Origin of the sequence: Mesorhizobium sp. WSM1293, assembly GCF_000513875.1 — a bacterium.
Lineage (GTDB): Bacteria > Pseudomonadota > Alphaproteobacteria > Rhizobiales > Rhizobiaceae > Mesorhizobium > Mesorhizobium ciceri.
This window is the reverse complement of the sequence record NZ_KI911320.1, coordinates 315,199-340,997: the sequence shown is the minus strand read 5'-3', so window position 1 is coordinate 340,997 and position 25,799 is coordinate 315,199. Positions and strand designations below refer to the sequence as shown.

Annotated in this window: 21 protein-coding genes; 10 read left to right on the top strand and 11 right to left on the bottom strand. The window is 61.6% G+C overall.

Annotated features, from left to right (window positions below; genetic code table 11):
• Nucleotides 1-124: 124 nt before the first annotated feature.
• The 3 genes from M729_RS0134235 to M729_RS0134225 form a co-directional block, all read right to left on the bottom strand.
• Nucleotides 125-520, bottom strand: a complete 396-nt coding sequence (locus tag M729_RS0134235) for a hypothetical protein (RefSeq protein ID WP_027164266.1) — start codon at nt 518-520, stop codon at nt 125-127.
• A 290-nt stretch (nt 521-810) separates the two neighbouring features.
• Entirely contained in the window at nt 811-1,833 is a 1,023-nt protein-coding gene (locus M729_RS0134230; RefSeq protein ID WP_027164265.1) for a glycosyltransferase, read from the bottom strand.
• Nucleotides 1,834-1,924: 91 nt separating this feature from the next.
• Nucleotides 1,925-3,049 (bottom strand): nucleotidyltransferase family protein, encoded by a 1,125-nt coding sequence (locus M729_RS0134225; RefSeq protein ID WP_013528113.1) that lies wholly within the window; start codon nt 3,047-3,049, stop codon nt 1,925-1,927.
• 512 nt (nt 3,050-3,561) lie between these two features.
• Here M729_RS0134225 and M729_RS1000000138215 point away from each other — a divergent pair.
• The 6 genes from M729_RS1000000138215 (at nt 3,562) to M729_RS0134195 (ending at nt 9,468) form a co-directional block, all read left to right on the top strand.
• Nucleotides 3,562-3,714: a lasso peptide gene (locus M729_RS1000000138215; protein WP_010913078.1), complete on the top strand. Its 153-nt coding sequence runs from the start codon at nt 3,562-3,564 to the stop codon at nt 3,712-3,714.
• A gap of 137 nt (nt 3,715-3,851) precedes the next feature.
• Nucleotides 3,852-4,166, top strand: coding sequence for a PqqD family protein (locus tag M729_RS0134215; protein WP_027164264.1), 315 nt, complete (start codon nt 3,852-3,854; stop codon nt 4,164-4,166).
• A 169-nt stretch (nt 4,167-4,335) separates the two neighbouring features.
• A complete protein-coding gene (locus M729_RS0134210; protein ID WP_024501836.1) occupies nt 4,336-4,713 on the top strand; it encodes a lasso peptide biosynthesis B2 protein in 378 nt (125 codons plus the stop codon).
• Complete coding sequence (locus M729_RS0134205) at nt 4,710-6,632, top strand: lasso peptide isopeptide bond-forming cyclase (RefSeq protein WP_027164262.1); 1,923 nt, start codon at nt 4,710-4,712, stop codon at nt 6,630-6,632. Before M729_RS0134210 ends, M729_RS0134205 begins: the two co-directional genes overlap by 4 nt.
• The gene (locus tag M729_RS0134200; protein WP_027164261.1) at nt 6,629-7,615 is read left to right on the top strand and encodes a serine kinase; all 987 of its coding nucleotides are present in this window, start codon (nt 6,629-6,631) and stop codon (nt 7,613-7,615) included. The genes M729_RS0134205 and M729_RS0134200 overlap by 4 nt, the downstream gene beginning before the upstream one ends.
• 8 nt (nt 7,616-7,623) lie before the next feature.
• Nucleotides 7,624-9,468: an ABC transporter ATP-binding protein gene (locus M729_RS0134195; RefSeq protein ID WP_032809899.1), complete on the top strand. Its 1,845-nt coding sequence runs from the start codon at nt 7,624-7,626 to the stop codon at nt 9,466-9,468.
• A 108-nt stretch (nt 9,469-9,576) separates the two neighbouring features.
• Here M729_RS0134195 and M729_RS0134190 read toward each other — a convergent pair whose 3' ends face one another.
• Nucleotides 9,577-9,852 carry an exopolysaccharide production repressor ExoX protein gene (locus M729_RS0134190; protein ID WP_013528119.1) on the bottom strand — a complete coding sequence of 92 codons (276 nt, stop codon included), beginning with the start codon at nt 9,850-9,852 and terminating at the stop codon, nt 9,577-9,579.
• Nucleotides 9,853-10,453: 601 nt separating this feature from the next.
• Here M729_RS0134190 and M729_RS0134185 point away from each other — a divergent pair.
• Together M729_RS0134185 and M729_RS0134180 are read left to right on the top strand one after the other, a co-directional pair.
• On the top strand, nt 10,454-11,131 hold the full coding sequence (locus M729_RS0134185) for a sugar transferase (protein ID WP_013528120.1): 678 nt from the start codon (nt 10,454-10,456) through the stop codon (nt 11,129-11,131).
• 100 nt (nt 11,132-11,231) lie between these two features.
• A complete protein-coding gene (locus M729_RS0134180) occupies nt 11,232-12,497 on the top strand; it encodes a polysaccharide biosynthesis/export family protein (RefSeq protein WP_027164259.1) in 1,266 nt (421 codons plus the stop codon).
• A gap of 121 nt (nt 12,498-12,618) precedes the next feature.
• Here M729_RS0134180 and M729_RS0134175 read toward each other — a convergent pair whose 3' ends face one another.
• From M729_RS0134175 to M729_RS0134145, 7 genes are all read right to left on the bottom strand, one after another.
• Nucleotides 12,619-13,929: an O-antigen ligase gene (locus M729_RS0134175; protein WP_024501841.1), complete on the bottom strand. Its 1,311-nt coding sequence runs from the start codon at nt 13,927-13,929 to the stop codon at nt 12,619-12,621.
• Nucleotides 13,930-14,184: 255 nt separating this feature from the next.
• Nucleotides 14,185-15,291, bottom strand: coding sequence for an acyltransferase (locus tag M729_RS0134170; RefSeq protein ID WP_024501842.1), 1,107 nt, complete (start codon nt 15,289-15,291; stop codon nt 14,185-14,187).
• Nucleotides 15,288-16,358, bottom strand: coding sequence for an SGNH/GDSL hydrolase family protein (locus M729_RS1000000136735; protein WP_081714202.1), 1,071 nt, complete (start codon nt 16,356-16,358; stop codon nt 15,288-15,290). The genes M729_RS0134170 and M729_RS1000000136735 overlap by 4 nt, the downstream gene beginning before the upstream one ends.
• A gap of 226 nt (nt 16,359-16,584) precedes the next feature.
• Nucleotides 16,585-17,412 carry an SDR family NAD(P)-dependent oxidoreductase gene (locus M729_RS0134160; protein ID WP_027164258.1) on the bottom strand — a complete coding sequence of 276 codons (828 nt, stop codon included), beginning with the start codon at nt 17,410-17,412 and terminating at the stop codon, nt 16,585-16,587.
• Nucleotides 17,413-17,500: 88 nt separating this feature from the next.
• A complete protein-coding gene (locus tag M729_RS0134155; protein WP_013528124.1) occupies nt 17,501-17,995 on the bottom strand; it encodes an acetone carboxylase subunit gamma in 495 nt (164 codons plus the stop codon).
• Nucleotides 17,992-20,196: a hydantoinase B/oxoprolinase family protein gene (locus M729_RS0134150; protein ID WP_027164257.1), complete on the bottom strand. Its 2,205-nt coding sequence runs from the start codon at nt 20,194-20,196 to the stop codon at nt 17,992-17,994. The genes M729_RS0134155 and M729_RS0134150 overlap by 4 nt, the downstream gene beginning before the upstream one ends.
• 12 nt (nt 20,197-20,208) lie before the next feature.
• The gene (locus M729_RS0134145; RefSeq protein ID WP_084652801.1) at nt 20,209-22,368 is read right to left on the bottom strand and encodes a hydantoinase/oxoprolinase family protein; all 2,160 of its coding nucleotides are present in this window, start codon (nt 22,366-22,368) and stop codon (nt 20,209-20,211) included.
• A gap of 112 nt (nt 22,369-22,480) precedes the next feature.
• Here M729_RS0134145 and M729_RS0134140 point away from each other — a divergent pair, with 112 nt between their 5' ends.
• Both M729_RS0134140 and M729_RS0134135 read left to right on the top strand, forming a co-directional pair.
• Complete coding sequence (locus M729_RS0134140; RefSeq protein ID WP_027164255.1) at nt 22,481-23,260, top strand: LuxR C-terminal-related transcriptional regulator; 780 nt, start codon at nt 22,481-22,483, stop codon at nt 23,258-23,260.
• A gap of 285 nt (nt 23,261-23,545) precedes the next feature.
• Nucleotides 23,546-25,720, top strand: a complete 2,175-nt coding sequence (locus tag M729_RS0134135; protein WP_027164254.1) for an alpha-ketoacid dehydrogenase subunit alpha/beta — start codon at nt 23,546-23,548, stop codon at nt 25,718-25,720.
• Nucleotides 25,721-25,799: the final 79 nt, after the last annotated feature.

The following is a 25,799-nucleotide window of genomic DNA, read 5'->3' as shown; positions in this document are numbered from 1 at the left end:
AACCCAAAGTCGACGTTCGAACCGCTCCTGCACGGGCCAACCTTGACCTTCCTTGTGACCCTCTCGATTGCTTCTGCTTCCCGCCTTGCATCAAATCTGTTGCAACAGTTCCGAGCCTTCACGTTCAACCTCTGCCGGCGCCTGCCGGCCAGGCGAATTCCGCCGCGGTGGCCGAGGAGGCATCCTCGTCAAAGACCGTATCCAGCGAATGACGGAGCTCTTTCATCATGCCGTCCTGGCGCGACAGCGCCGCGATGCGGCGCTCGCAATTCAGGATCGACTGTGTCAGTGCGCTGACTTCCGAAGACCGCTTGTCGGAAGCAGAGCCGTTTTCCATCGCTTCGACCAGAAAGGCGGCGTTGGTCGACGTCGTCCGGTAGCGATTCTCAAGCCCGGTTCTCTCGGCCTCGATCTCGGCCGCAATCTGCTCGAACAGCTTTGCCAGACGATCAAGACGTGAAACATCGGCCTGACGGTCGCGGGCCGGATCCCTTGATCTGAAACCGAATATCGAGGCCATGAACTCAGGTTCCCGTCATCGCCGGCTTGTGGGCCGGGCTTCTGGCCGATCCCCGCAGCCGGGGCTCAAAAACTCGTGTTGCGTTGTCGTGCTCCTTTTGAGGGAGAGACATCAGACCAATCCGATCGGGGGCCAAGTTCGGCTGGTCGTCCACTATGCTGCACCGCAACATAGACTGCCATCGTCGGAGCCGCGAGGCAACCACCCAATTCGTAAACTCATAAATCCGACCGAAATGGTTTGCGTGATGACATGCCGCGAGTGGACAAATCGCTGCATCGGGACCGCTCTCAGCGTTCCTTGCCCGTGCTGGTTCCGGCCATCAGAAAGCGCAGCGGCGGCACAGACTTTTGGCTGGACACAAGGCCGACACGACGAAACAGCGCCTCGAGCTTGTCGGAAGCCACGCCCTGGACGATGGGGACGAGGTTGGACAGGCTGGCGAAGGCGTAAGCCGCAGCCGAGCCCAGCCCCCGCTCGGCCTTGACGTCAAGGAAATTACGCAGCCGATATTTGTCGCGCACGTGCCGTTCATGCCGCCGCAGCACCGCCTTCGAGCCTTCCGGCAGGCTGTCGATCGCCAGCAGCGCCAGATCCGCATCGGCCAAACGCTTCAGGTCCTGGGTCTTGTGGCGGCCGCTCAGGGAATCGGCGCGGACGATGGCGCCGTAGCCGCAGGAGCGAATGACCTTGAACCGCGCTCCGCATGCGACCGCGCGGGCGTAGAGTTCATAGTCCTCGCCCAGCCGCAGGCTCTCGTCGTAGCTCAACCCATGGCGGTCGAGGAAGGCACGGCTGATCACCGGCTTCAAAAAGCCCAATTCGCCCCTCTGCACGCGGCGCCTGGAGATGTTGCCTTCGACGAAACGCTCGAAATCGAGGAATTCCGGATCGGCGGCAAATTGCGGCGCGACGATTTTCGTCGCGTCGCCCGTCGCATCATCCCTGATCAGCATGATGTTGTCGGCGGCGAAATCCCAATCGGCGCCGGCAAACAGGTTGCGAAACCGGCCTTCGAGGAAGAAATCGTCGGCATCGAGAATGCTGATGAACGGCGATTTCGAGCCGGCGATGGCTGCGTTGCGGGCAAAGGAGGGGCCGCGATTGACATCGAGGCGCATCACGGAGAGCCGCCCGCTGCCATCATCGGCGGATCGTGCGACACCGGCGGTGTCGTCGGTGGAGGCATCGTCGACGACCACGACCTCCGCCACTTCCGGTTCGCGCAATGCGGATGCGATGGCGACGGCGATTGTCGCTGCGGCGTTTTTTGCCGCGATGATCACGCAGACCTCGGATTTCGTCATCGACATGGATTTGCCTCTCGTACAGGTAATATCGATTTGCCCTCGCCCCGTACTCGTTCGATGCACTACAGAATTGCCATCAGCATCCAATTTACCTTCAGCGACTCGCCGGCCGCTCGAAGATGCGGCGGCTGATATCGGCGGACGCCGCCCAGCCTGCTTCGGCCAGATAGCGGACCGGCGCGCGGCCGCACAGTTCCCAAAGCACCGTTCGCCGCTGCGGCCACCGCAGCGACGGCAGCCACGGCGCGATGACCATGCTGAGCAGATCCTCATTGCCGATGCGCGGCAGGATCCTGGTCGCGCGCTGCGACAGCAGCGTGCCGGCACCGCCGAGTAGCACGTCGGCGGCGCGCAGGCCAAGCAGCAGCGTGTCGTCCAGACCTTGCGCGGTAGCGGCATCGAGCAAACGCTGCTGATCCGCCTCGTCGAGGCGGCCGGCGCTGGCGCCGATATCACAGACGTATCCGGCGCAGGGTTCCCGGTTGAAAAGTGCCTTGGCGACGCTGATGCAGGACAAAAGCAATGTATCGGCCACCGAGGTGAACGGCACCGTCGCACCGGCGATTTCGACCTGTCGCTTGCGCCGCAGGAACCCGTCCGCGTCGCGCGGGCTTGGCGAGCCGGGCTGCTGGAGGCGGTAGTGGAGATCGACGGTGGACGACCTCGGCCCGTCGTCCCGGGTCATGTGCTGTTCGCCGAGGAAGCGGACCCACCAGACGGAGCTCGACTTGCCTGATACCTCATAGCCGATCTTGCGAAGCGCATCACGCGCCCTGAAAAATCCGAGCGGCGAAACCAGGATGTCGACATCGCCCGAGGGCTTCATAAAATGGTCGTCGTAGAGAAGTTGCTGCTGGAACGGACCCTTCAGAAAAACGAAATCGATCTCGCTGGCGCGCAGCACGTCCTGGATCGCCATCGAATCCATGATGCAGGACGCGTTCATCGAAACCGTTTTCCTGCGGTAGGTGTCGAGCCATTGGAAAAGCTTAGTTGGCCTCTGAAGCGCGGGTGCGCGCGAAAGCGCCTTGAGGACAAAGACGGCGACCTTGTTCAGCCTGGCAATCTCGGCAATTTTTTCACCGTCAAGATGGCGCATCGAAACGTCGCCCGCGCCCGGGCCGGCGAAAAACAATCGCAGGCAAGCCTGCACATAGGCCACCTCGCCGGCACAGCCGGCGGCGCGCAATCGTTCGTATGAGCCATCCGGCAAGGCCATTTAGCGCACAGTCTCCCAAGAAAGCGTTTCGCGCCGACACTTATGCTGCAAGTGCGAAGCAAGCATCACCAAAAACCTCGATGCCGTAAAGCCTTTCCTTCTGCAGTGCGAATTTTTGCCACCAAAGCGTCTATCGAGGTGGCATCGGAAAGCAGTGAAAACCGCGGTTGAAATGTCCCTTGCCACGTCGGCTTAGGCAATCTCCGGACGATTTCTCAAATGGAAATTCTTTTCAGAGAGGCCTAAATATAGGCACAACGCAAACAGCTTATGCAAGCAAAATCAAATGCTTAAAGAATCAGCACGGGAGCGATCGTCGTGCACAAGGAATCGGCTAAAAAAGTGACAAGTTTTAGGCATGCCGCTCATGTGACGACGCCAGCAACCGTAATTGATTAACAGAAAGTAAAACAGTCTTGACTCATAAATGCTGCCGTGCAGCTATTGCATTGCAGCATAAAAGTGCTGACGGCACTCGACAGGCCGTTTCCAGTCCTAAATCGGAGAGTAAAATGGAACAGAATGTTGAAAAGCATGAATATGAAACGCCAAGCCTGACGGTCCATGGTTCGATTGAGACCATCACCCAGGGCGGCGGCGGCAGCACGGCGATCGACGCATCGTTCCCCGCGCATACGCCGATTGGCGACCTGACGTTCTCCTGAGACCTACAGCCGATTCCAGAGTGACATGTTGGGACTCTGGATTCAAAAGCAGACGTAAGAGGGGTCGGGGGGCCAGCCTCCCGATTTCTCCTGCGCCGCCTGGAGATGTCGCAGCGTTTTGTCAGCGAGGTTTGGGGATGAACGGGGAGCTATCCGACCGTGATCTGGGCGACCACGATAGCGTGTGCGCGACCAAGGATGCCGTGGCTTGCGAGTTCGGCGATGGCTTGGCGCTGCTCAATCTCAAATCCAATGTCTACTACAGCCTGAATGGCGTCGGCGCCTTCATCTGGGATTTAATCCAGGAACCCCGGTCGATCGGCGACATCCGCAGCGCCGTGCTTGCGCGCTACAATGTCGACCCGGTGCGCTGCCAGGCCGATGTCGACGCATTGCTGAAGGGCCTGGCCGATAATGGGCTTGCGAGACGGCATCATGAGGCACTTGTCTAAGCCGGTCCAGCACAAGTCCCTGGTTTCACGGGCCCTGGTTTCGCCGGCCTTGTCTTCGCGGGCCACGGCTTTACGGCAGGAACCGGCGAGAGAAACAAACGTCAAGCAGACGAAGCGCGGGGGAAGCCGGCGCGGGCTGGTCAGGATTTTCTCCCTGACTGGCTCGGAAATGATCTTCCTTGGCCATTGCCTGCTGGTGGTGGCGACAGTTCGGCTGGGGCTGACGCTGTTGTCCTACAATCGTGTACGCAGCCTGGTGACGCGCCTCGACGCGCGGCAGTGCGCCTCAATGGGCGAACTGCGGCGCGTCGCCTGGGGCGTTGCCGCCGCGGCCCGTTTCGTCCCTTACGCCACGTGCCTGACCCAGGCGCTCTCCGGCCAGTATATTCTCGCCCGCCAAGGCAATGAATCGACGATACGCATCGGCATCGAACGTGGCACAGGCGAGCAGTTGAAAGCACATGCCTGGCTGGTCAGCGACAACCATATCGTGCTTGGCGGATCGATCGACGGCTTCGCCCATCTCGTCGACCACGGCAGCCGATGAGCGGCGTCGCCGGAATCCTGTTGCGCGGAGCAAACGCACCGGCGGTCGCGGCGGCCGACATTCAGCAAATGCTGGCGCGCATGCGCCATCGTGGTCCTGACGGCAGTTCTTGGTGGCTGGACACCAGCATCGCCCTTGGCCACGCCTGGCTCAACACATCGGATGAAGTCGGTCCGGGCCCTTTGACGATGGCTGGGGGCCGGCTCGCCATCACCGCCGATTGCCGGCTGGACAACCGTGACGAGTTGCTGGCCAGGCTCGGTATCCGCGACCAGTCGGTAGCCGACGCGATCGTGCTGATGCGGGCCTATCTGCGCTGGGGCGAAGCCTGCCCGGAGCATCTGCAAGGCGATTTCGCCTTCGCCATCTGGGATGACGAGCGGCAATCGCTGTTTTGCGCGCGCGATCATTTTGGCGTCAAGCCGTTCTACTACCACGCGGCGGACCGGCGTTTTGCCTTTGCGTCGGAGATCGGTCCGATCCTGGGCGTCGAGGGTATCCGCGCACGTGTCAGCGAGCGCCAGATCTCCGGCTTCCTGGCCGGGCTTCCCGACGACCCGCAGTCGACCCCCTACAGCGATATATTCAGCCTGCCGGCCCGCCACAGCCTAACCGTCACCGCGCAACAAGTGATGCTGCGCCGATACTGGCAGATCGAGCCGTCGGCGCGGCCCTTGCGGTCGGATGCATCGGAGGAATTCGCCCATCTGTTCTCGCAATCGGTGCGCAACCGCATGCGTGGGACCTCGGCGGTCGGGGCAATGCTGAGCGGCGGCCTCGATTCCTCGTCTATCGCCTGTGTCGCCAGCCTGCAGAATGCCGCCGCGCGCAAGCCGAGGCTGCCAACGTTCTCGCTGATTTTCGAGAAGGGCTCGCCGATGGACGAGCGGCCCTTCATCGATGCCGTTCTCGACCAGCAGAAGGTCGACGCGACGCTGATCCCGGTCGGCAACTATGCCCCATTTGCCGAATTCGAGCGCGTGCTGGAAGAACAGGAAGGAACGTTCCTGGCGCCGGGCCTGACGCTCACCCGCGGCATCTACCGGACTGCCGGCGCCAAGGGCATCAAGGTGCTGCTGGACGGCCATGGTGGCGACGAGGTCGTTTCACAAGGCCACGGCCACCTGCACGAGCTTGCGAATGGCGGCCGATGGATGGATCTGTGGCGCGAGGTCCGCAGCGCATCCAACACCTATGGCGACAGCACGCTTGGCCTTTATCTCCAGTTCCTGACCCTCTACGGGCCGGCCTGGCGCATCGCCAGGCTGAGGCATATGGCCAACCGTGCCCTGAACAAGATCCGCAAGCCCGCGCAAGTGTCGCGCGCACGAAGCTGGCGCGACCTGATCAATCCGGACCTGGCCAAGCGCACCGAGCTTGTCGACCGGTTTCACCGGGCCGGCTACATGCCGCCCGGCGTCCAGGCCAGCGACGCCTTGAGCCATCGTTGGATCCTGTCGAACGGCTATGTCCCGCATGCTTTCGAAGTTCTCGACAAAGCCGCCGCCAATTTCGGGGTCGAGCCGCGCTACCCCTTCTGGGACAAGCCGCTGGTCGAGTTCTGCCTGGCGCTGCCGGGCGAGGAGAAGCTGAGCCACGGTTTTGGCCGCTATGTGCTGCGCCGCGCCATGCAAGGCGTATTGCCGGAGGCGGTGCAGTGGCGGCGCGACAAGATCGACTTCACTGCCAATCTCGTCAACGGCATGCTGCGCAACCATCGCGACCTCCTGGAACAGCTGCTGGTCTCGGATGCGAAACGCATCGCGCCTTACGTCAATCTGCCGCAAGTGAGTGCCGCCTATGCGCGGCTGCTGCGCCAGCCCGATCAGGCAGCCCCCCTGGATGTCCAGTATGTCTGGCGCTCGGCCTCGCTGTCGCTCTGGCTGCGGCAGCTCCAGCATGGCGGGAGCCCCGCATGATGCCGCGCAACGAGCCGCTCGCTCTATGCAATGATGATGCCTTTTCGCATGGCCGGGCCAAGCGAGAACGCCGCTTCTACCGGGCCTACGGCCTGACCATCGCGTCGGAGGTGACGTTGCCCGAACTGCAGCCGGCGGCGCCGGGGGCGGCGGATGTCGTGATTGCCGTCGGCGCGATCGACCTGCCAAAGCCCTCGCCCGAAGCCGCGACCGACTTTCGCTTCGAGCCGGACCGGCAATATCTGGCGTGGCATGCCGTGGGCGCGTTCCTGATCACCGATTCCAGCCGTATCGACATCGAACCGGCGCCCGGCGTCGACGACGCGCTGCTCGCGTTTCCGCTGCTTGGTCCGATCATGGCGCTGCTCTTGCACCGGCGCGGCCTGCTTGTCCTGCATGCCAGTGCCATCGCCGCCGCCGGCACGAGCGCCATCTTCATGGGTGACAAGGGAGCCGGCAAGTCGACGACCGCAAGTGCGATGATCCGGGCCGGGCATCGACTGCTTACCGATGACGTGGTGGCGCTGGACCTCGCCAATCCGAGTGAGCCAATGACCGTTCCGGGCTTTCCGCAGATCAAGCTGGCGGCCGACGCCGCGGCGGCGATCTCGCTTGGGGAAGCGGAAGTGCGGCCGCAAGTGCATGCGGCGATCGACAAGATGCAGCATCGCCTGAACGGTGGCTTTTCGGGCGACGAGGTGCCGGCGACCAGGATCTATATCCTCGAGCGCGGCGAAAGGGCTGACATCACGCCCTTGCCCGCCATTGCCGCCCTGCCGGCCATCATCAAATTCTCCTATGTGACGCGCTTCGGCCGCGCGGCCCTGCCCGGCGACTTCGCGACGGCGCATCTTCGGCAATGTTCATGGATTGCCAACCATATCGGCGTGTACCGGCTGGAAGTCCCGACGGGCCTGGACAGGATCGGCGAAGCCGTGGAACTGATCGAAAAGGATCTGTCGGCTGGCAGCCGGCGGTTGTGAGCGCAACCATGTCGAAGCCCCCAATCCTTCGCCTGTCGCTGTTTCGAGAAATTGCCGCCTTCGGCGCCACCATTGCCCGGATCGGCGGCCGGCGAACGTGGACGGCGCTGTTCTTCCTCATCCTCGGCAGCCTGACCGAGGGCATTTCGATCCTGCTGCTCGTCCCGCTGCTGCATCTGGTCGGACGTGCCGACCAGGATTTCGCTGTTCGGCTGCCCAATGATGATTTCGTGCGCTGGCTGGTGCCTGATGGCACGCTGCAACTGACGACCGTGCTTTGCGCGCTGGTCGGGCTTGTTGCGGCGCAGGCGGCGTTCAATCGCTTCAAGTCGGTCTACATGGCCAAATTGCTGTTCGATTTCATCAATCGCGTTCGCATGAACCTGTTCGAAAGCATCGGCAAGGCGCGCTGGGGCGTTTTTACACGCATGCGCAGTTCCGACCTCGATCATGCCCTGACCGGCGACATCGACCGCGTCCAGGGCGCGGCTTTCTCACTGCTGATGCTGGTGCAAATCGCCGTTCTTCTGGCCGGCTATCTCCTGGTTTCCGTGTTTATCTCGCCGGTCATGACGCTGTTTGCCGTGGTCGTCGGCATCCTGATGTTCGTGGCGCTGCGGCCCTTCCGGGCACGGGCCACTGCCTTCGGCCGTGTGCTGACCGCCAATCGCCAGGACCAGTACCGGACGGTCTCGGAATTTCTCGGCGGCATCAAGGTGGCCAAGAGCCTGAACGTCGAGGACAGCTATTTCGCGCAGCTGCGGTCGACGCTTGAGAGGATGAAGGCCGACAACATCGACTATGTGCGCAACAGCACCATCGGCACTGCTGTATTCCAGGTGGCGAGCGTCGTGGGCCTGAGCCTGTTCATCTATGTGGCTTTGGTCCGCTTCAACCTGTCGCTGGCCGAGATCGTCGTCCTGCTCCTGGTCTTCATGCGTATCGCGCCGCGCTTCATGGACATGCAGACGCAGGCCCAGCAAGTGCTGATCAACCTGCCCGCCTTTACGGCAATGCGCAGCCTGCAGGCACGTTTCGACGCCGAACGCGAACCCGGCCATACCGAGTTCGCCGACGCCGGGACACTCTCCCTCAATACGGGATTGAATATTCGCGGCGTGTCCTTCGCCTACGGAGATGCTGTCGACAAGGCGGTGGTGAGCGGCATCACCTTCGGCCTGCCGGCCGGCAAGGTCACCGCCCTGATCGGGCCGTCCGGATCGGGCAAGAGCACGATCGCCGACATGCTGCTTGGCCTGCTGGAGCCCACCACTGGCAAGATGCTTGTCGATGGCGTCGAGATCGATGCCAGCAATCGCCGTCGCTGGCGCGACCAGGTGGCCTATGTGCCGCAGGACGTGTTCCTCCTGCACGACACGATCGCGGCGAACCTGCGCCTCGCCGCGCCACGGGCCAGCGATGGCGATCTGTGGGCCGCGCTGCGTCAGGCGCACGCCGGCGAGTTTGTCGAACGGCTCGACCTCAGGCTCGAGACGGTGGTCGGCGATCGCGGCGTGCGGCTCTCGGGCGGCGAACGTCAGCGCATCGCGCTCGCGCGCGCGCTGCTGCGCAAGCCGTCGCTGCTCATCCTCGACGAGGCGACCAGCGCGCTCGACTGGCAGAACCAGTCGCTGATCGCCAGGTCGATCGACGGATTACGCGGTACGATGACGATCCTGACCATCGCGCACCGGCCGTCGATGATCGCCTTCGCCGACTGGGTGGTGGCGATGGAAAACGGCCGTATCGTCGAGGTCGGCCAATATCAGCGGCTGAAGGAAAAAACCGGCAGCCGGTTGTCGAGGATGCTGTTGGGGGAACAGTCGGAGAGCGAACCCGCTGATGTGGCGTGAGCCGGCGGCCAGGACGCGTCGCGCCGAGACGGATTCACGCGGCGCTTTGGTCCCTTTGTCTCGAAGCATGTCGTTGCCGCCAAACCGGCCACGTTTGAGCAGTCTGCATCAATGCAGGCCGCGCCTGGCACCGCCGAGCTTCTCGCTTTCGGCGACCTCGGGTGCGTTCAGTTTGCGCTCGGCGTCACGAGCTATGTCGGCAGGCGTCGGCGCGCTCCTGGCGATCATGGTGTAGATGAGCACGAAATAGCCGGCCTGAATGGTCACGGCGCAGATGATGACACGCACCAATATCGTGCCTATCGACGCACCGCCCAGCCAGGACCAGCCGACGACGATCGCCAGAGCGAAAATCATCCCGAGGATGAATTTTGGAAGTGCCATACCCAACAGCCCATAAACCGGCTCGGGTATTATCGCGATTGCCCCACCCGAGCGCCGTCCCTTGTCATGTGGGCTTGTTAAGGTCGCCCACTCTCGACCGGTTGCTTCCGGCCTTTTCCACCTGTCGTCACCGTGACAGGTATAATTTGCAATTCTATTAAGGCGAGCAATAGGCGGCAAGGGCAACTTCGGTTATTTTTGATCGAGCTTTTGCGATCGACTCTGCCATGTTGCAATGCACGCAACGGGAGCTAGGCCGATATCCTCTCGTCGATATTTTTCAGTAAAATGGCCAATATTAAGTAGTATTTTATATGGTTTTGACCAAGCATCACGGCATGATGAAGCACTAGTTTGTACCTCGCCTTGGCAAATAGGTAGGTCCGCCTAAAAACCGCCCCACAAAGGCCTCTATTTTTTCGTCTGTGCCCATTTATTGTCACAAATGTGCTAAATATGCCGAAATTTGTGCATGGCAAGCTTATTATTTAGTCATTTCATGACGTGACTATTTCAACGGGGTGGTAAATTGTGTGTTGCGCTGCAACATTTTTTTGGTATCGTGTGGTGAACCATTCGTTCAACGCATGGAGTTTACGGCATGAGGGACGTTGCCAAGTCAGCCACCGCGAGCTTTTCGCAGGCTGACATCGATTTTCCGCCGCCGATCGGCGGCCTGCTCAAACGCAGCTTCGATATCACCGGTTCACTGATTGGCTTGATCGCCCTCAGCCCGCTATTTGTCATGATAGCGCTGCTCGTCAAGTTTTCCGACGGCGGCTCGATTTTCTACGGCCACAGGCGAATCGGGCGGGGCGGACGGATTTTTCCGTGCCTGAAGTTCCGCACCATGGTTCCGGACGGCGACAAGGTGCTAGCAGCCTATCTCGCCACCAACCCGGACGCCAACGCGGAATGGATCGCGACCCGCAAGCTGAAGAACGACCCGCGCGTCACCCGCGTTGGAGCAGTGCTGAGGAAACTCAGCCTCGATGAGTTGCCGCAGATCATCAACATCCTGCAGGGCGATATGAGCCTTGTCGGTCCGCGTCCGGTTGTGCGCGACGAACTAGAGATCTATGGCACATCCGCCGTCTACTATCTGAAATCGCGTCCGGGCCTGACCGGCCTGTGGCAGGTCAGCGGCCGCAACGATGTGTCCTATGACAGCCGCGTCGCCTTCGACCGTCACTATGTTGAGAACTGGTCGCTGTTCGAGGACGTTCGCATCATCATCAAGACCGTCCCGGCCGTCTGGATGTCGCGCGGTTCTTACTGACCGGCCGGTGGCCAATGCCAGACATTGGCGTCGGCCATTCGACGCAAGCTCATCGGGCGATGGGGCTATAGCGGATCGGAACGTTGAGTTGAAAACAGATTTGTTCGAAGCCTTTCGCGGCGGCCCGGTTTCCGGCCGCCTGCGGCGGGCGCGTTTGCTGGCCACATGCCTTGCCATGGCCCTCGTCGTCCCGCACATCGCCGCCGCCGGCGACTATCGCCTCGGCTCGCAGGACAAGCTCACCATCCGCGTCGCCGAATGGCAGACCGTGGAAGGCACATTCCGTGACTGGTCGGCGGTGAATGGCGAGTACACGGTCGGTCCATCCGGCACGCTGTCGGTGCCGTTCGCCGGCGAACTGCCGGCCTCCGGCAAGACCACGTCCGAAATCGCAACGGCGATCGGCGAGGCTTTGCAGAAAAAACTCGCTTTGTCAGACAGACCGGAAGCCTCGGTCGAGATGGCGCAGTTCCGGCCATTCTACATTTCGGGCGAAGTCCAGAACCCCGGCCAGTTTCCATATGTGCCTGACCTGACAGTGTTGAAGGCCATCAGCGTCGCCGGAGGCATCCGGCGAAACGCCGACTACGGACCTCAACTCGGCAAGGACTTGGTTACCGCCAAGGGCAATTTCGATGTCTCCGACGACCAGCGCATTCGGCTGATCGTCAGGCGCGCCCGCATCGACGCGGATATGGCCGGCAAGGCCAGTTTCGACGTGCCTAAGGAGGTCGAGGGCGATCCGAGACTGCCAGCCATCGTCGCGGACGAAATGACTATCCTGACAGCGGACCAAAAGGCGCTGAAGCTGAAGCTTGAAGCGCTCGACGATCTCAAAGGGGTTTTGGAATCCGAGATCGAATCGCTGCAGAAGAAGATCGTCAACCAGCAGCAGCAGGTCGACTTGGCGCAGCAGCAGCTCGCCAGCATCGGCCAGCTAGCGCAGAAAGGCCTGATCGCCAACGCCCGACTGCTGGATTCGCGCCAGTCGGTTGCCGACCTGCAGGGCAAGATCCTGGACTACGAAACCGCCATCCTCACCGCCAAGCAGTCGATCAGCAAGGCGAAGCAGGACGCCATCGATGCCCAGAACACCTTGAGTTCAAACCTCGCTACCGCCCGGCAGCAGACCGAAGCCGACCTGAACGAAGCCGCGCTGAAGGCGAATATGCAGAAAGGCCTGATAGCCCAGGCTACCGATCCCGCGACTGTGGCCGCCATGACAAATGATGAGCAGCCCGCCCTGCTTTATTCACTGGTGCGCAATATCGACGGCAAGACCAGCGAAATCGCCGCCAAGGAAGACACACTCGTGCTGCCTGGCGATGTGATCAAGGTCAAGCTGGCGCCGCTGGCCAGCCAGTAGCCCACAGCCCGATACCATCCAGCATCTCAATCCGTCCCGTGAGGGGCGGATTTTTGCTGAGCACCATGCTTGCCAGGCGAAGGCTTCCCGCTGCCCTGACTTCAACCCGCGAGTTGATTGCTTATGACGACCCAGCGGCCGCCGGACGGCCGGCATGCCGGGGCCAATCAGCTTCACCCGTGGCCGCATCCGCCGGCGCCTGCGACCGCCGCGTGCGGGTAGTAACGGGCAGCCGCGCCAGCTTGAAGAAACTGTAGTACATCAAGAAGGAACCCGTAAAATAGGGGTTGAGTATCTCGACCTCGACGAAGGAACGAATCAGCAGCAGCACCATCACGCCGGCGAGGATCACCGGCTCGGCCCGCCATGTCTTGAAGACCACCGCCGACACGTGGCCGTAGAGCGTGCGCAGCACGATCAGCGATACCAGCGTCGCTCCGACGAAGCCGAGTTCGACAAGAGCCTCGATATAGGTGTTGTGGAAGTGGAAGCCGGTGCGGGTGGTGATGTAGAACTCGTTCCACAGCCGCTCGGCTTCGGCGAAGCCCTGCACCCAATAGGCGGCATAGCCGACGCCGAGAATCGGCGATTTCTGCACGGCATTCCAGCCCTGCTCCCACAGATAGGTCCGTCCGGTGAGCGTCGAATCCTTGCCGAAGAGGCCGAGGACGAAGTCCATCAGCCCGAGATTCAAGGCGACAAAGGCAGTCACGACCAGCAGACCGGCGCCGATCAGGAAAATCACCCGGCGGTAGCGCCGTGACAAAATTTTGCTCATCGCAAGAAGCGTCACCAGCGCCAGAACCGCCGGTATCGAGGCCATCGAGGTGGCGGAATGCGAGACGAATAGCAGATAGGCCGACAGCAGAATGAGAGGCGCTGTAAGCATGAGGCTCAGCCGGCCGCGCCTGTAAAAGGCAAGGAACACCACGCTGAAATATATGCCGAGCGAGGCGACAAAACCGAGCTGGTTCTTGGAGGCAAACGCGCCGACGAAATTGTAGGTGCCGTCGAGAACATCGTCGGAATAATTGCCGACCCGCAACGAATACAGCAGGATGAAGAAAATCCCGACCAGGGCGCCTATCGTCAATGCGCGCACGCTGACGGTGCGCGCCGCGATATAGGCACAAGCGATATGAGAGAGATATTGGAACGCCGTCCTTGCCGTGATGCCCGGCGCAACCGACCAGAAAATCGAGAAGCAGACATAGGCGGCAAACAGCAGCGGCAGCCAGGCGCTGGACAGATGCCGCAGAAACCGCCGGTAGTCGACCAGGACGAGTGGAAGCCAGACCGCGTAGTAGGCCAGGATCAGCACCTGGCCGAAAATGAACGAATAGGAAAACGCCCAGATCGAGACGGCTACGGCAAAGGCGCCATAGACCGAGTTCTTCTCGGGATCGACCAGCAGGGACTTTGGAATCTTCATCTCAGAGTCCCGCCGACACGACCCAGTGCCGGCAAGCCATGAGCCGGCCGGATTTTTCGCAGACATGGGCGTGCAATAAACGGCTTCTCCATTGTGCAGTGCAATATAACCTATCGCGCCCGGCGCTCAATGGCAAATCCGGTCAACTTATCTTACGCGAATTGGCCAAGCGGCGGATACCGAGTCGTCGCACCTTGGAACAGGGGCGATCCGTCACAAATCCAGAGGCAGTGGGCGGCCTGTTCCCATCGCGAGTCAGATATGATTTTCGGTTTTCCTGAGCGTCGAGGAGGCTTGCCTACGGGCTGCCAAGCCATTGAAGAGAGCCTGCGCGGGTCGCTCGATCATTGTATAAAGGACAATGGATACCGCTATGGACAGCGCGCATGCCACGATGCCGGCCAGCCCCTGCGCCATCAGCCCCGACTGATGCGGTAGCAGTTTGCTCGCCAGCTGGATCACATAGGGGTGCGAGAGGTAGAGCGAGTATGATGCATCTCCGAGCAAAACCAGAAATGTTATCGCGCGCGTCCGGGGGGGCGACCAAGACAAAGCGGCGGCGGTTAAAACCACGGCAGGGACGCCGTTCGCCAGAAGCCAGGGCAAATCAGGTATCATTTGCCGAATGGCTATTGTCGCCACGAAAATCGCAAGCATAAGCCACGTACGTCCCACGAAAAGCTTCGCACTATGCACATATGCCAGGTAAAGTAAGATGCCAAAAACAAATTCCAGCATCAGCGGATTTGTATAAAAGCGCCAAGCGACGTTTTCACTCTGGATGAATTGACCCATCGCCACGAGAACTACTATGAACATGGATGGCGACAGTGGGCCGCGCAGGCCGCAAGCTATGCACGCAGCATATATTGCATAGAAGAACATCTCATAATTGAGGCTCCAGCCGAGAAAGAGCAGCGGCTGAATCGAACCGTCGACCTTTTCGAACGGGATGAAGAACAGTGATTTCAGGATCGTTTCGCCGCTCACGACGGTCGAATTCAGCAGACCGGGTTTCATCAGCGCAATCAACACGATACCTGCCGTCAGCGTCCAATAGAGCGGAACGATACGAACTATGCGGCGGCGACAGAATTGCCAGGCGCCTTTGGCCTCATCGGTGGTGTAAGCGATTATAAATCCACTGATTACGAAGAATATATCAACGCCTGACGCTCCGAACCCAAAGATATTTTCCTTAAGACCAAACTCTATTTGAAAACCGCTTCCAATATGGAACAATACCACCGCAAAAGCGGCGACGAACCTTAGAACTTGGAGCCCGAGCAGCTTGCGACGAACATTGGTGCTGTCCGGCAGCACCGTTGGTGATTCTACGCCAACCGTCGAAGCTACAGTCATTTTGTCTCTTCCCAGCCAAGGTCCGCTTTCACACGGGCCTCAAGTTCATCGGCCATATGACCCTGGCCGATTTCATTTGGATGCGAGTCGCAGCCGCGTGAAGCAACTCCTCCTGGACTGTCGAATCGTATCAGAGCAATTTTTCTTTCACCCGCGGCACGACGGACCGCCACGGCCTTGTTCACGGCCGACACCGCGGCATCGAGGTCGGCGCCCCAAAGCATCGGGCCGATACCGGCATAGATCATTGCGCCAGGCGCGTTGGCGCGCAATTGGGCAAGCAAGTCCGCGTAGCGTGCGACAAAATCCGGCGGCCGCGCGCCACCACTGAAATCGTTGCTGCCGAGATGCACGACAATGACATTGGTATCAGGCAGTTGCTCCCGGTCAGGACGTGACGGCATCAGTCGCGTGTAGAGGTCGCGCATCGTTGCGTTGGTGCTGCCATCATAATTGCGGACAAGGCCCTTCCCGGATGCTGCAAGCGTCGTAACGTCTGCTCCAAAGCGGCGCGCCACGACTGCGGCAAAGGTCAAGTACTGGTTCTCGGTATCGGCGCTAAACCGGCATTTGGCGTCCTTGCCCTCGACGCCGTAACCCGCCGAGATGGAGTCGCCGATGACTAAAAAGCTGCGGGTTTTCGGCTGCGGCGGCAGAAAAGATCCGTCGGTCCGGATATCCTTGAGAACAGTCGCGCCGAATGACGCTTCGGTTCGGCGGACAAGACGCACGGCGTGCCGGGCGGCCACCGTATCCGATACGACTCTGTAGGTGTGTTCGCCCTTCTTCAAGTCAAGGCGGGATACAGCACCGTCAACATCAACGACCATGCTGTTGCGGCCTGTGTCGTCAAGCACTACGTCGAGCCATGCCCCTTGGAATTCAACCTCGATGGCAGTTCCCGGCCATTCAAATGTGGCTTGGGTTCCGGTCGCCAAAAAGCGACCAACCAGCCGCGCGCTGTGCAACTCCGATTCCCCGGCAAGCGCACAGCGATCAGTGAGCCCATTTAACCCAGCTGCCGCCAACACTGCTATCAGGAATGGCCGAAGACCGGCTACTTTCATCTAGAGTCAGCCTGTGAGAATGGCGAGTGCTACAAGAGCAGTAAACACCTTTTCTCGCAGATGCGAAAGAACTTTTCGCACATGCGAGATGCAGGGCGCGTGCGAAAAATCCGTCCTAAGGCGGTCGTCGCAAGCGGAAGCGCCCCGCCTGATGCCGGCGCCTTTTTAGACACTGGTCCTTTTCAGTCCCCGTCAGTTGGACTTTCGCAAGCACCCCGCTGGAGCGCTACCAAAGCGCTCCGCCGGTGATCTGGATGTTTTCCATGGTGATGCCCTTGGCGAGATCCGAGCACAGGAAGACGGCCAGTGCGGCGATCTCCTGCGGCTGCAGCAGGCGCTGCTGCGGGTTGCCCCTGGCGATCTCGGCCATCGCTTCCTCTGGCGTGCGCCCCTTGCCTTCGCGCTCCACGACCTGCGCCACATTGCGGCGCATCAGTTCGGTCTCGACCCAGGTCGGGCTGATCATGACGCAGGTGACGCCATGCGCCGCCCCTTCCAGCGCCACGCAGCGAGTGAGACCCAGCAGGCCGGCCTTGGACGCGCAGTAGGCCGGGTTGTCCTTCCACCCGACCAAGGCGGCCGTCGAGCCAATGTTGACGATGCGGCCCCAGCCGCGCTCGATCATACCCGGCAGCACGGCACGCGTGACGCGGAAGGCGCCGGTCAGGTTGGTGTCGACGATCTTGTCCCAAAGCGCGTCGGAATGGCCGCAGACCGGCTGCTCGGCGGTGGTGCCGGCGGCGTTGACCAGAATGTCGGCGGGGCCGATGGCCGTCTCGGCGTCAGCCGCGAAACGGTTGGTGACGTCGCTGTCGCGAACGTCAAGGTGTGCGGCGTGAACTTTCGTTCCATGAGCGGCAAGGGCCGAGCGCACGCGCTCGATCTCGTCGGCGGCCGGATAGTAGGCGGCATCGGATCTGTCGGCGCCGGCAGGCGCGATGTAGGAGCCGACGGCGACATTGGCCCCAGCCTCGGCCAAAGCCGTGGCAATGGCGAAGCCCATGCCCGAGAAACCGCCGGTCACGATGGCGCTACGGCCGGAAAGGTTGTTCATGGCGCACGGTCTCCGCTTCGTTTGGGCAGGCAATCAGTCCTGACCGGATTTGGCAATCACAGCGGCGCGGCCCTCCATCGACGAGCGTTCAGGACCCCTGAAGCGGTCTGCCCAGCCATTCGCGATAAAAGCCTTCGAGGTCGGGTTCGAAATCATGCACGATGGGATAACCGGGTGCCGCCGCCTCGACCTCATGCAGCGTCCCGCACTCCGGGCAGATGAACTCCCGGATTTCCATCCATTCGGGATCAGGGAGATCGCTGTTGGGATAGATCTCGCGCAAAGCCTCCTCGGTGTTGCGCACGTTAATCGCGGCGTTGAGCTTCCAGTTCTTCCGATAGTCGCCGAAGGAGTGGCCGCATTCGCAGCGGGTAATGCGCTCATCGCCGCTCTGGCAGATGAACAGATGGTCCGAGACCGGCAGCAGGATCGGGTCCTTCCAGGCGACACGATCCTGATAGACGGCAACCATCTTGAAGAAACGGTCGTCATCCTTGTAGGCACTCATGATGCGCCTTGTCTGCGGCCAGGGCAGCTTGCCGGCGGCCAGATCGCCCAGGACTTCCTTGCTGTATGACGTCATGGCTTGGCTCCCGGCGTGAAGATCGATTTGGCGTCGACGTTCCAGAAATCGCTGAATTCCTTGGTGAAGCGCGACGACAGCTTGATCGCGCTGGCGTACATTTTCTTCACTTCGGGCGCGAAGTCGGCCTTTCCGACGCGGCCACGCTCCTTGGCGATCCAATCCGCCACCGGAATCGCCTTAGCCAGGCGCTCTTTGCGCATGGCGGCGCGGCGTTCGACCGTGGCGTCGATATCGGCGACGGGATAACCGTCTTCATCGTCCTTCAGCACAATGCCGAAAACCTGGTCCGCCGCTTCACGGGTGAGAAAGCCGTTCTCGACATCCCATGCCGTCTTGATCGGATCGCGCTCCAGCACGTCGCCATAGCCGCCGCCGCCATTGTAGGAATGGCTGAAGATGTCGCCGGATTTGTGCGGCGAGGTGATGTAGGGGCCTTCGACCACGACATGGTCGCCGCCGATGTTCTTCTCGTAGTCGGAGACGTCAGGGTCGATGCCGGGCGAATGCGCCAGCGGTTCGCCTTTTGCCGCCAGTTCGTGAATGTCTGAGTTGCGCACCGCGCGATGCTTCTGGCAGGTCGGCGCCGGATAACCACCGCACATGCCGCCATTGTCGAACACGCGCGAGGAGTGCTCGGAGGTGTGGAGCCGCAGATGTGAGGTCTTGTTGATCAGCCAGGTCGAGACGAAGGAACAGCCACCGCGATATTTGCCGGCGCCGCCGGAATTCGGCACGATCGAACGGCCGATATAGACCATCGGCATCGACTGTTCCCAGACCTCGATGTTGCCCATGTCGGATTCCGGGTTCCAGCCGACATAGGCGGTGTCGAGACCGTCCTTGATGGCGAGCGCCCCGGACCCGGCGGCAGCGCACTCGAAATGCGCCATGCCGAACGGCGTGCCGTATTGGCTTTCGCCGCCCATCTCGATCATCGGGCTGTTGACCTGGCCGACAAAGGCCTCCTCGACGAAGCCGCGCGCGACAAAACTGCGCGACAAAAGCCGCTGGAAAACGCCGTAGGCCGGCAGCAGCAGCGCCCATGAGGTGGCGGTGGCCACCATCTCGTTGTCGGGATTGGTCCAGGTGCCGTGCGGCAGTTTCAGTTCGGTCGCCATCCAGGCACCGTCATTGACCAGGCCTTCGAAATTCATGTGCTGGGTCAGCGTCACGAACATGCCGCCATCCATGCCGGCCGGCGTGCAGTTCATCGAATGGTAGCCCCAGGGCTGCGTGCCCTCGAAGTCCATGGTGATCTTGCCGTCTGACGTGATCTCCATCTCGATCGGGATGTTGTAGAGCCAGTCGGGATCGCCGAGCAGCTGGAAGCCGGGCTTTCCCGCCGTGACATGGCCGTAGAACGTGTGGCCGCGGTAGATGCCGGGCACGGTGAGCTGGCGGGTGCGGGCGAGCTGGGCGCGACGGCCTTCCTCGATGAACTCCTTCGACACCTTCATCCAGTAGTCGAGGCCGATCTCGGAGATCAGCTGCTTGACGCTTTCGCGCATGTCGATGCAGGAGGCGACCTTGGCCTTCTCGTCGAGCACCCAGTAGATCGGCATGCGCAGATTGCGCTCGCAGCGTATGACGTAGTCGCGCCGGATCTCGTCATTCTCGCCGATCTTCTCGGCGCAGACGAACAGGCCTTCGGTGAAGCGCTCCTGCGCCAGGCAGACATCGCCGCCCGGCGTGATGCCGCCGGCTTCCAGTTCGTGGCAGACGGCACCGGCCCAGCCGACCAGCGTGCCTTCATGGAAGATCGGCACCACATCCATGACATCAGGCACCTGCACGGTGCCGATGAAGGCGTCGTTGTTGGCGAAGATATCGCCTTCGCGGATTTTCGGGTTTTCCTCGTAATTGTTCTTGATCATCCATTTGATGAAGCGGCTCATCGTATGGACATGCACCATGATGCCGTTGGAGAGCGCGATGGCGTCGCCTTCGGGCGTATAGATGGCGACCACCATCTCGCCGACTTCGCGCACGCCGGGCGAGGCCGAGATGCGGCGGGCCATTTCGCGAGCCGAGACGCAATAGGCGCGCAGCTTGGTGTGCAGCGTCTCGAACTTCAGCGGATCCTGGTTGCGCAGCGTGAGTTCCGTGATGCCGTCATAGCAGCCGGTCTCTTCCATCAGCCGCTCGGAATCGAGCAGTCTTTCGCGAAGGCGCAGGGCCGAAGCAGGTTTGTCCAACATGGCGGTGCCCTCTCAAGCGTGGGTGTAGTGCAGCAGCGTCCATTCATCGACATGGACGCGGTCCTGCGGATGAACGACGAGCGTGGTGGCGGGGTGTTCGATGATGGCCGGACCGATGACTTCGTGACCGGGCTGCAGCAGGTCCATCTCGTAGAGATTGGCCTTGTGCCAGCGTCCGCCGATATAGGCCTCGCGCACGCCCTTGTGCGCGGAAGCCGGATCCGACTTGCCGAGCGGACGCTTGAGCAGCACCGGTTTGACCTTGTCGGCGGTGGCGATCAGCCCGAGTTCGGTGATGGTGAAGCCGGCCTCGCCATAGCGCGACACGCGATGATTGACCTTGGCGTAGACCGCCTCGAACTCGTCGATAACCCTGCGCATGTCGTCGGCCGAGTTGACCTCAGCCAGCGGCGCCATGACTTCGACATCCTCGAGCTGGCCGGTGTAGCGCATCATCAGGAACGGCACGGTCCTGATCTTCTCGCGCGCATGGCCGTCGGCGATCATCTCGTCGACCGCGGCCTTGGTCAGGTCGTTCCAGACCGTGGTGACCTTGACGCCGAAGGCGGCCAGCGTCGCCTCATCGGCGCGTGACGGGATGTCGTGCTGCGTCGACACCGAATGCCGGCGCATGAAATCAGCCGTGGTGCAGCCGAAGGCGGAGAAGGCGGCCGCAAACTGGAAGGTGATGATGTCCTTGAAGCCGATGCCCCTGGAACAGCCGGCCAGGTGCAGCGGACCGGAGCCGCCATAGGACAGCAGCGTGAACTCGGAGGGATGGATGCCCTGGCCCGAAATGACGCGGCGCAGCGCGTTGTTGGCGTCGGCCTCCAGCATGTCGATCATGCCCTCTGCCGCCTCCTCAACACCGACACCGAGCACGTTGGCGCATTTTTCCTCGAAGGCACGGCGGGCCTTTTCGACCTGCAGCACGACCTTGCCGCCGAGGAAATAGTGCGGGTTGAGCCGGCCGAGAATCGCATCGCAATCGGCAATGGTCGGTTCGGTGCCGCCCCTGGCGAAGCAAATCGGACCTGGATCGGAGCCGGCGCTTTCCGGTCCAAGCGAGACTTTCTTGGTCAGCGGATCGACCTTGAGGATCATGCCGGCGCCGGCACCGATCGTATCGAGGTGCAGCGTCGGCACGTTGAGCTTGAAGCGATCCATCAGCGGCTCGTTCTCGATCCGCGTCTGGCCGCGCGTGATAACGCCCATGTCGAAGGAGGTGCCGCCCATGTCCGAGCAGATCAGCGAATCATTGCCGATCAGCTTGCCGACATAGGCAGCACCGAGGATGCCGCCGATCGGGCCGGAGATCATGGTTTCATGCAGGCGCGGATGGTTGATCGAGGTCAGGCCGCCGAAGGAGAGCAGCGTCTGCACGCCATATTTGAAGCCGTATTTCTTCGAGACGTCCTCGATACCCCTAAGCTGCTTGCGGCCGCGCGAGGTGGCGTAGGCCTCGATCAGGACCGAGTTCAGCCGCGACTGCTCGCGGATGACCGGGCGGACCTCGTGGCTGGTGTAGACGATGATGTCGGCGCCGGCCTTGTCGACCTCTTCGCGGCAGATTTCCGCGATGCGCTTCTCGTGCACCGGATTGACGTGCGAGAAGATGGTCATGATGCAGATCGCTTCGACCTTGTCGGCGATCAGTTTTTTTGCGGCTGCAGAAACCTCGTGCTCATAGAGCGGCAGCACGATGTCGCCGAACTGGTCGATGCGCTCGGTGACCCCATGGGTGCGGCGGCGCGGCACCAGCGGATCGGGATGATGGTGGGTGACCGCATGCAGCCGGTCGGCATAGGAATAGTCGGCCCAGGCCTGCAGACCGCGGCCCATCAGGATCATGTCCTCGAGGCCCTTGGTGGTAATCAGGCCGAGCCGGCGACCGGTGCGCGACAACAGCGTGTTCAGCATGCCGGTGCCGGAATAGAGCACGACGTTGACGCCTGAAAACAATGATTCCAGCGAGATGCCCCAGGCATCCGCCGCGTCCTCGGCCGAGGCCAGAAAACCCTCGGCTTCGTTCTTCGGCGTGGTCGCCGACTTGCCGATCTTGAAGTGGCCGTCCTGATCGACAAGGATCGTGTCGGTCATGGTGCCGCCGGCGTCGATGCCGATCACGATTGGGTTGCCGACGATGGGGGCGGTGAGATTGGGTTGGGTCACGGTCGCCTCGGGATCTGGTCTAGGTTGACGCAAGGCTAGATTCATTCGATGGCCTCGCGCCATATGCCTAAAGACACAATGACGGTTGGGCTGACATCGCCGAGAAAAGGGCATGCGCATGGGCAATATCTGGGCGCCGCTCGCCAAAGCGATCGCCGCCATCGGCACGGACAGGCATGTCGACTGCCTGATCGACCTGATCGGCGCCGACATCGACCACGACCTCGTCACGGTGACGCGCTATTCGGCGACGCAGACACCCGAATTCATCAAGCACCGGCGCTTCTCGGATGAGATGGTCCGGCGCTATCTCCAAAATTACTACGTGTTCGACCCGTTCTATGCCTCGTGGCGGCGCGAGCGCAGGTTGGGCATCATGCCGCTGAAACGGCTCGCCGACGACGAGGCCAAGCGCGGCCAGTACATTGCCGGCTTCCTGGCGCAGTCGGAGATCTGCGACGAGGTCGGCATCATGCTTGCCGATGGCGGCGACTGGTGCCTCGGCATCTTCCTCGACCGCTCGACCACGTCGTTCAAGGACAGCGAGATCGCTTTGCTGGACGAGCGGTTGCCTGTATTCGAGGCGCTGCATGCGCTCGACATCAAGGCGCGCGGAACCAAATTCTCCCGCACGTCGGCGCCGACAGGCCCCGGCGCCTCGCCCCGGCAGGAGCCGACGATCCCGGCCAGCCTGTGGCCGGAGCTGTCGCTGCGCGAGCGGGAATTGGTTCAGTTGATCCTCGCCGGCCACCCGACGGCCAACATCGCCGAGCGCCTCGGCATCACCGTCGGCACGGTCAAGAACCATCGCCGGCGCATCTACGAGAAGCTCGACATCACCACCGAGCGGGAATTGTTTTTGCAGTTTTTTCAGCATCAGGCCGATCGCTAGCCGCTCGCTTACCCAGCCGATCCGCCAGCCGAATGCCTGATTTGCAGAGCCGCTCCCTCCGTGAATTGGTGCAGGGCTTGTCGCCGGAATGGCTCGAAAACTGGCTTCAAAATTCCTCTTGCGGAACGCCGCCGTCCCGGCTTAGTCTCGGCTTCGCACAGAAAATGAAATTTAATTCCATTCGTGCGGTGCCCGCAAGCCAGTGCAGTGCCCAGGAAAAGTGCCCGGACGCAATCGACTGAGAAAATATTTGATATATCATCTACCAGAACGGAAATAGCTGACATGGTCCAGCAGACATCGATCCAGCCATCGGCGCCCTGGTTGCGGCTCGACGTCGACGATTCGGACTGGAACGACGCCGAGGTTTCGAGCCTGGTGCGCTGGTATCAGCAGATGCTGCTCATCCGCCGTTTCGAGGAAAAAGTGCTCGATCTCGCCAATGCCGGGCTGGTGCATGGTCCGGCGCATGCCAGCATCGGACAAGAGGCGACGGCGGTCGGCGCCATGTCCGTGCTCGGTACGGGCGACCGCATCAACGGCACCCACCGCGCCCATCACCAGGTCTTGGCCAAGCTTGTCAACGCACAGACGCCCGGCGGATTCGACCCGTTGCATGACGCTTTCAACCCGGACATGCAGGGCTCGGTGCGCGGCTTGATGGCCGAGATCATGGGCCTCAAGTCAGGCTATTGCGGCGGCCGTGGCGGCTCGATGCATATGCGCGACGATGCCTCCGGCATCCCTGGCACCAGCGCGATCATTGGCGGCAACCTGCCGCATGCGGCCGGCTATGCGCTGGCCGACAAGCTGCTCGGTACCGGCAACATCTCGGTCGCCTTTTTCGGCGACGGCACGATGATGGCGGGGCCGGCCTATGAGGCGATGAACATCGCCGCGCTCTACCGGCTGCCGGTGATCTTTTTCGCCGAAAACAATCTCTATGCCGTCTCGACGCACATCAACGAACAGACGCGCGAGACGCGGCTGGCCTCGCGCGGACCTATGCTCGGCTTTCGCGGCATCGAATGCGACGGCATGGATGTGGTGGCGGTCCACCATGCCATGCGCGAGGCGCGCCGGGCGATCGAGGAAGACGGTGGCCCGGTGCTGGTCGAGGCGCTTTGCTACCGCTTCCTGCATCAGAGCGGCGCGCGCCCGGGTAGCGAATTCGGCTACCGCACGCGGGCCGAGGAAGACGCCTGGAAAGCGCGCGATCCGCTGGTCACGATGGCGGCTCGCCTGAAGTCGATGGGCATTTTGAACGCTTCCGACCTCGGCACACTCGACCAGCGCGTCATGGAGGTGGTCAACACCGCCGCCGATTCGCTCACCGAGATGAGCGGCAACGCGCTGCGCATTCCCGACCATCTGTGGCCGGACCCAGGCGGCGTCGACAATCAGATACGAGGCGATCTTTCCGAACTCAAGGACGAGCGCTTCCTCGAGATCGAGGACGTGCCGCCTGCCGATACCAGGCCGGTCAAGTTCATGGTTGCCGCCTCCGAGGTCATCGCGCGCGCCATGGAAAAGGATTCGCGCATCATTATCATGGGCGAGGATGTGCACCGGCTGCGCGGCGGCGTTTCGGGCGCCACAAAGGGTGCGCTGGAACGCTGGCCGGAGCGTGTACTGGCAATGCCCATCGCCGAGAACGGTTTTGTCGGCGTGGCGCTGGGTGCAGCGCTTTGCGGGCTGCGGCCGATCGTCGAGATCATGTTCGGCGATTTCTGCCTGGTTGCCGCCGACCAGCTGTTCAACGCGGTCAGCAAGGTGCGCCACATGTTCGGCGGCGGCTTCGCGGTGCCGATCGTGGTCAGGGTGCGCGTCTCGCCGCACACCGGCTACGGCTCGCAGCATTCGGGCGATCCGTCCGGCCTGTTCGCGCTGTTTCCCGGCTGGCGCATCGTCGCCCCGACGACGCCCTTCGACTATATCGGCCTGATGAATTCGGCGCTGAAATGCGACGATCCGGTCGTCGTCATCGAGCATGTCGAACTGTTCCCGAGCGAAGGGCCTGTGCCTGCGGATGACCGCGATTATTGCGTGCGACTCGGCAAGGCGAAAACCGTCAGGCCGGGCAGTGCCTGCACCTTGCTCACCAGTGCCAGCATGGTCGCCGTCGCCAAGCAGGTGGTCGAGGAGACCGGCGTCGATGCCGAGATCATCGACCTGCGCAGCCTCGACCCGACCGGGCTCGACTGGCCGCTGGTGGAGGCCTCGATCCGCAAGACCAACCGGGTGGCCGTCGTCGAGCAGGTGCAGCGTGGACTGTCGCTTGGCGGACGGCTGACACAAGAGATTCAGGATCGCGTGTTCGACTATCTCGATCACGAGATCCTGCATGTGACGGGAAGCCTCTCGGCTCCCGTCGTATCGGCCCCGCTCAACCGCGCCGCACTGGGCGGCGCTGATAAGCTCAAGGCCGCGCTTCAATCCCTCATTGCCGTGGGTGGATAGAGCAACGCATTGCCACAAAGATCTGACAAGAAAATGGGAGAATGAAATGGACATGACGATCCTACCAAGAGCCAAGACC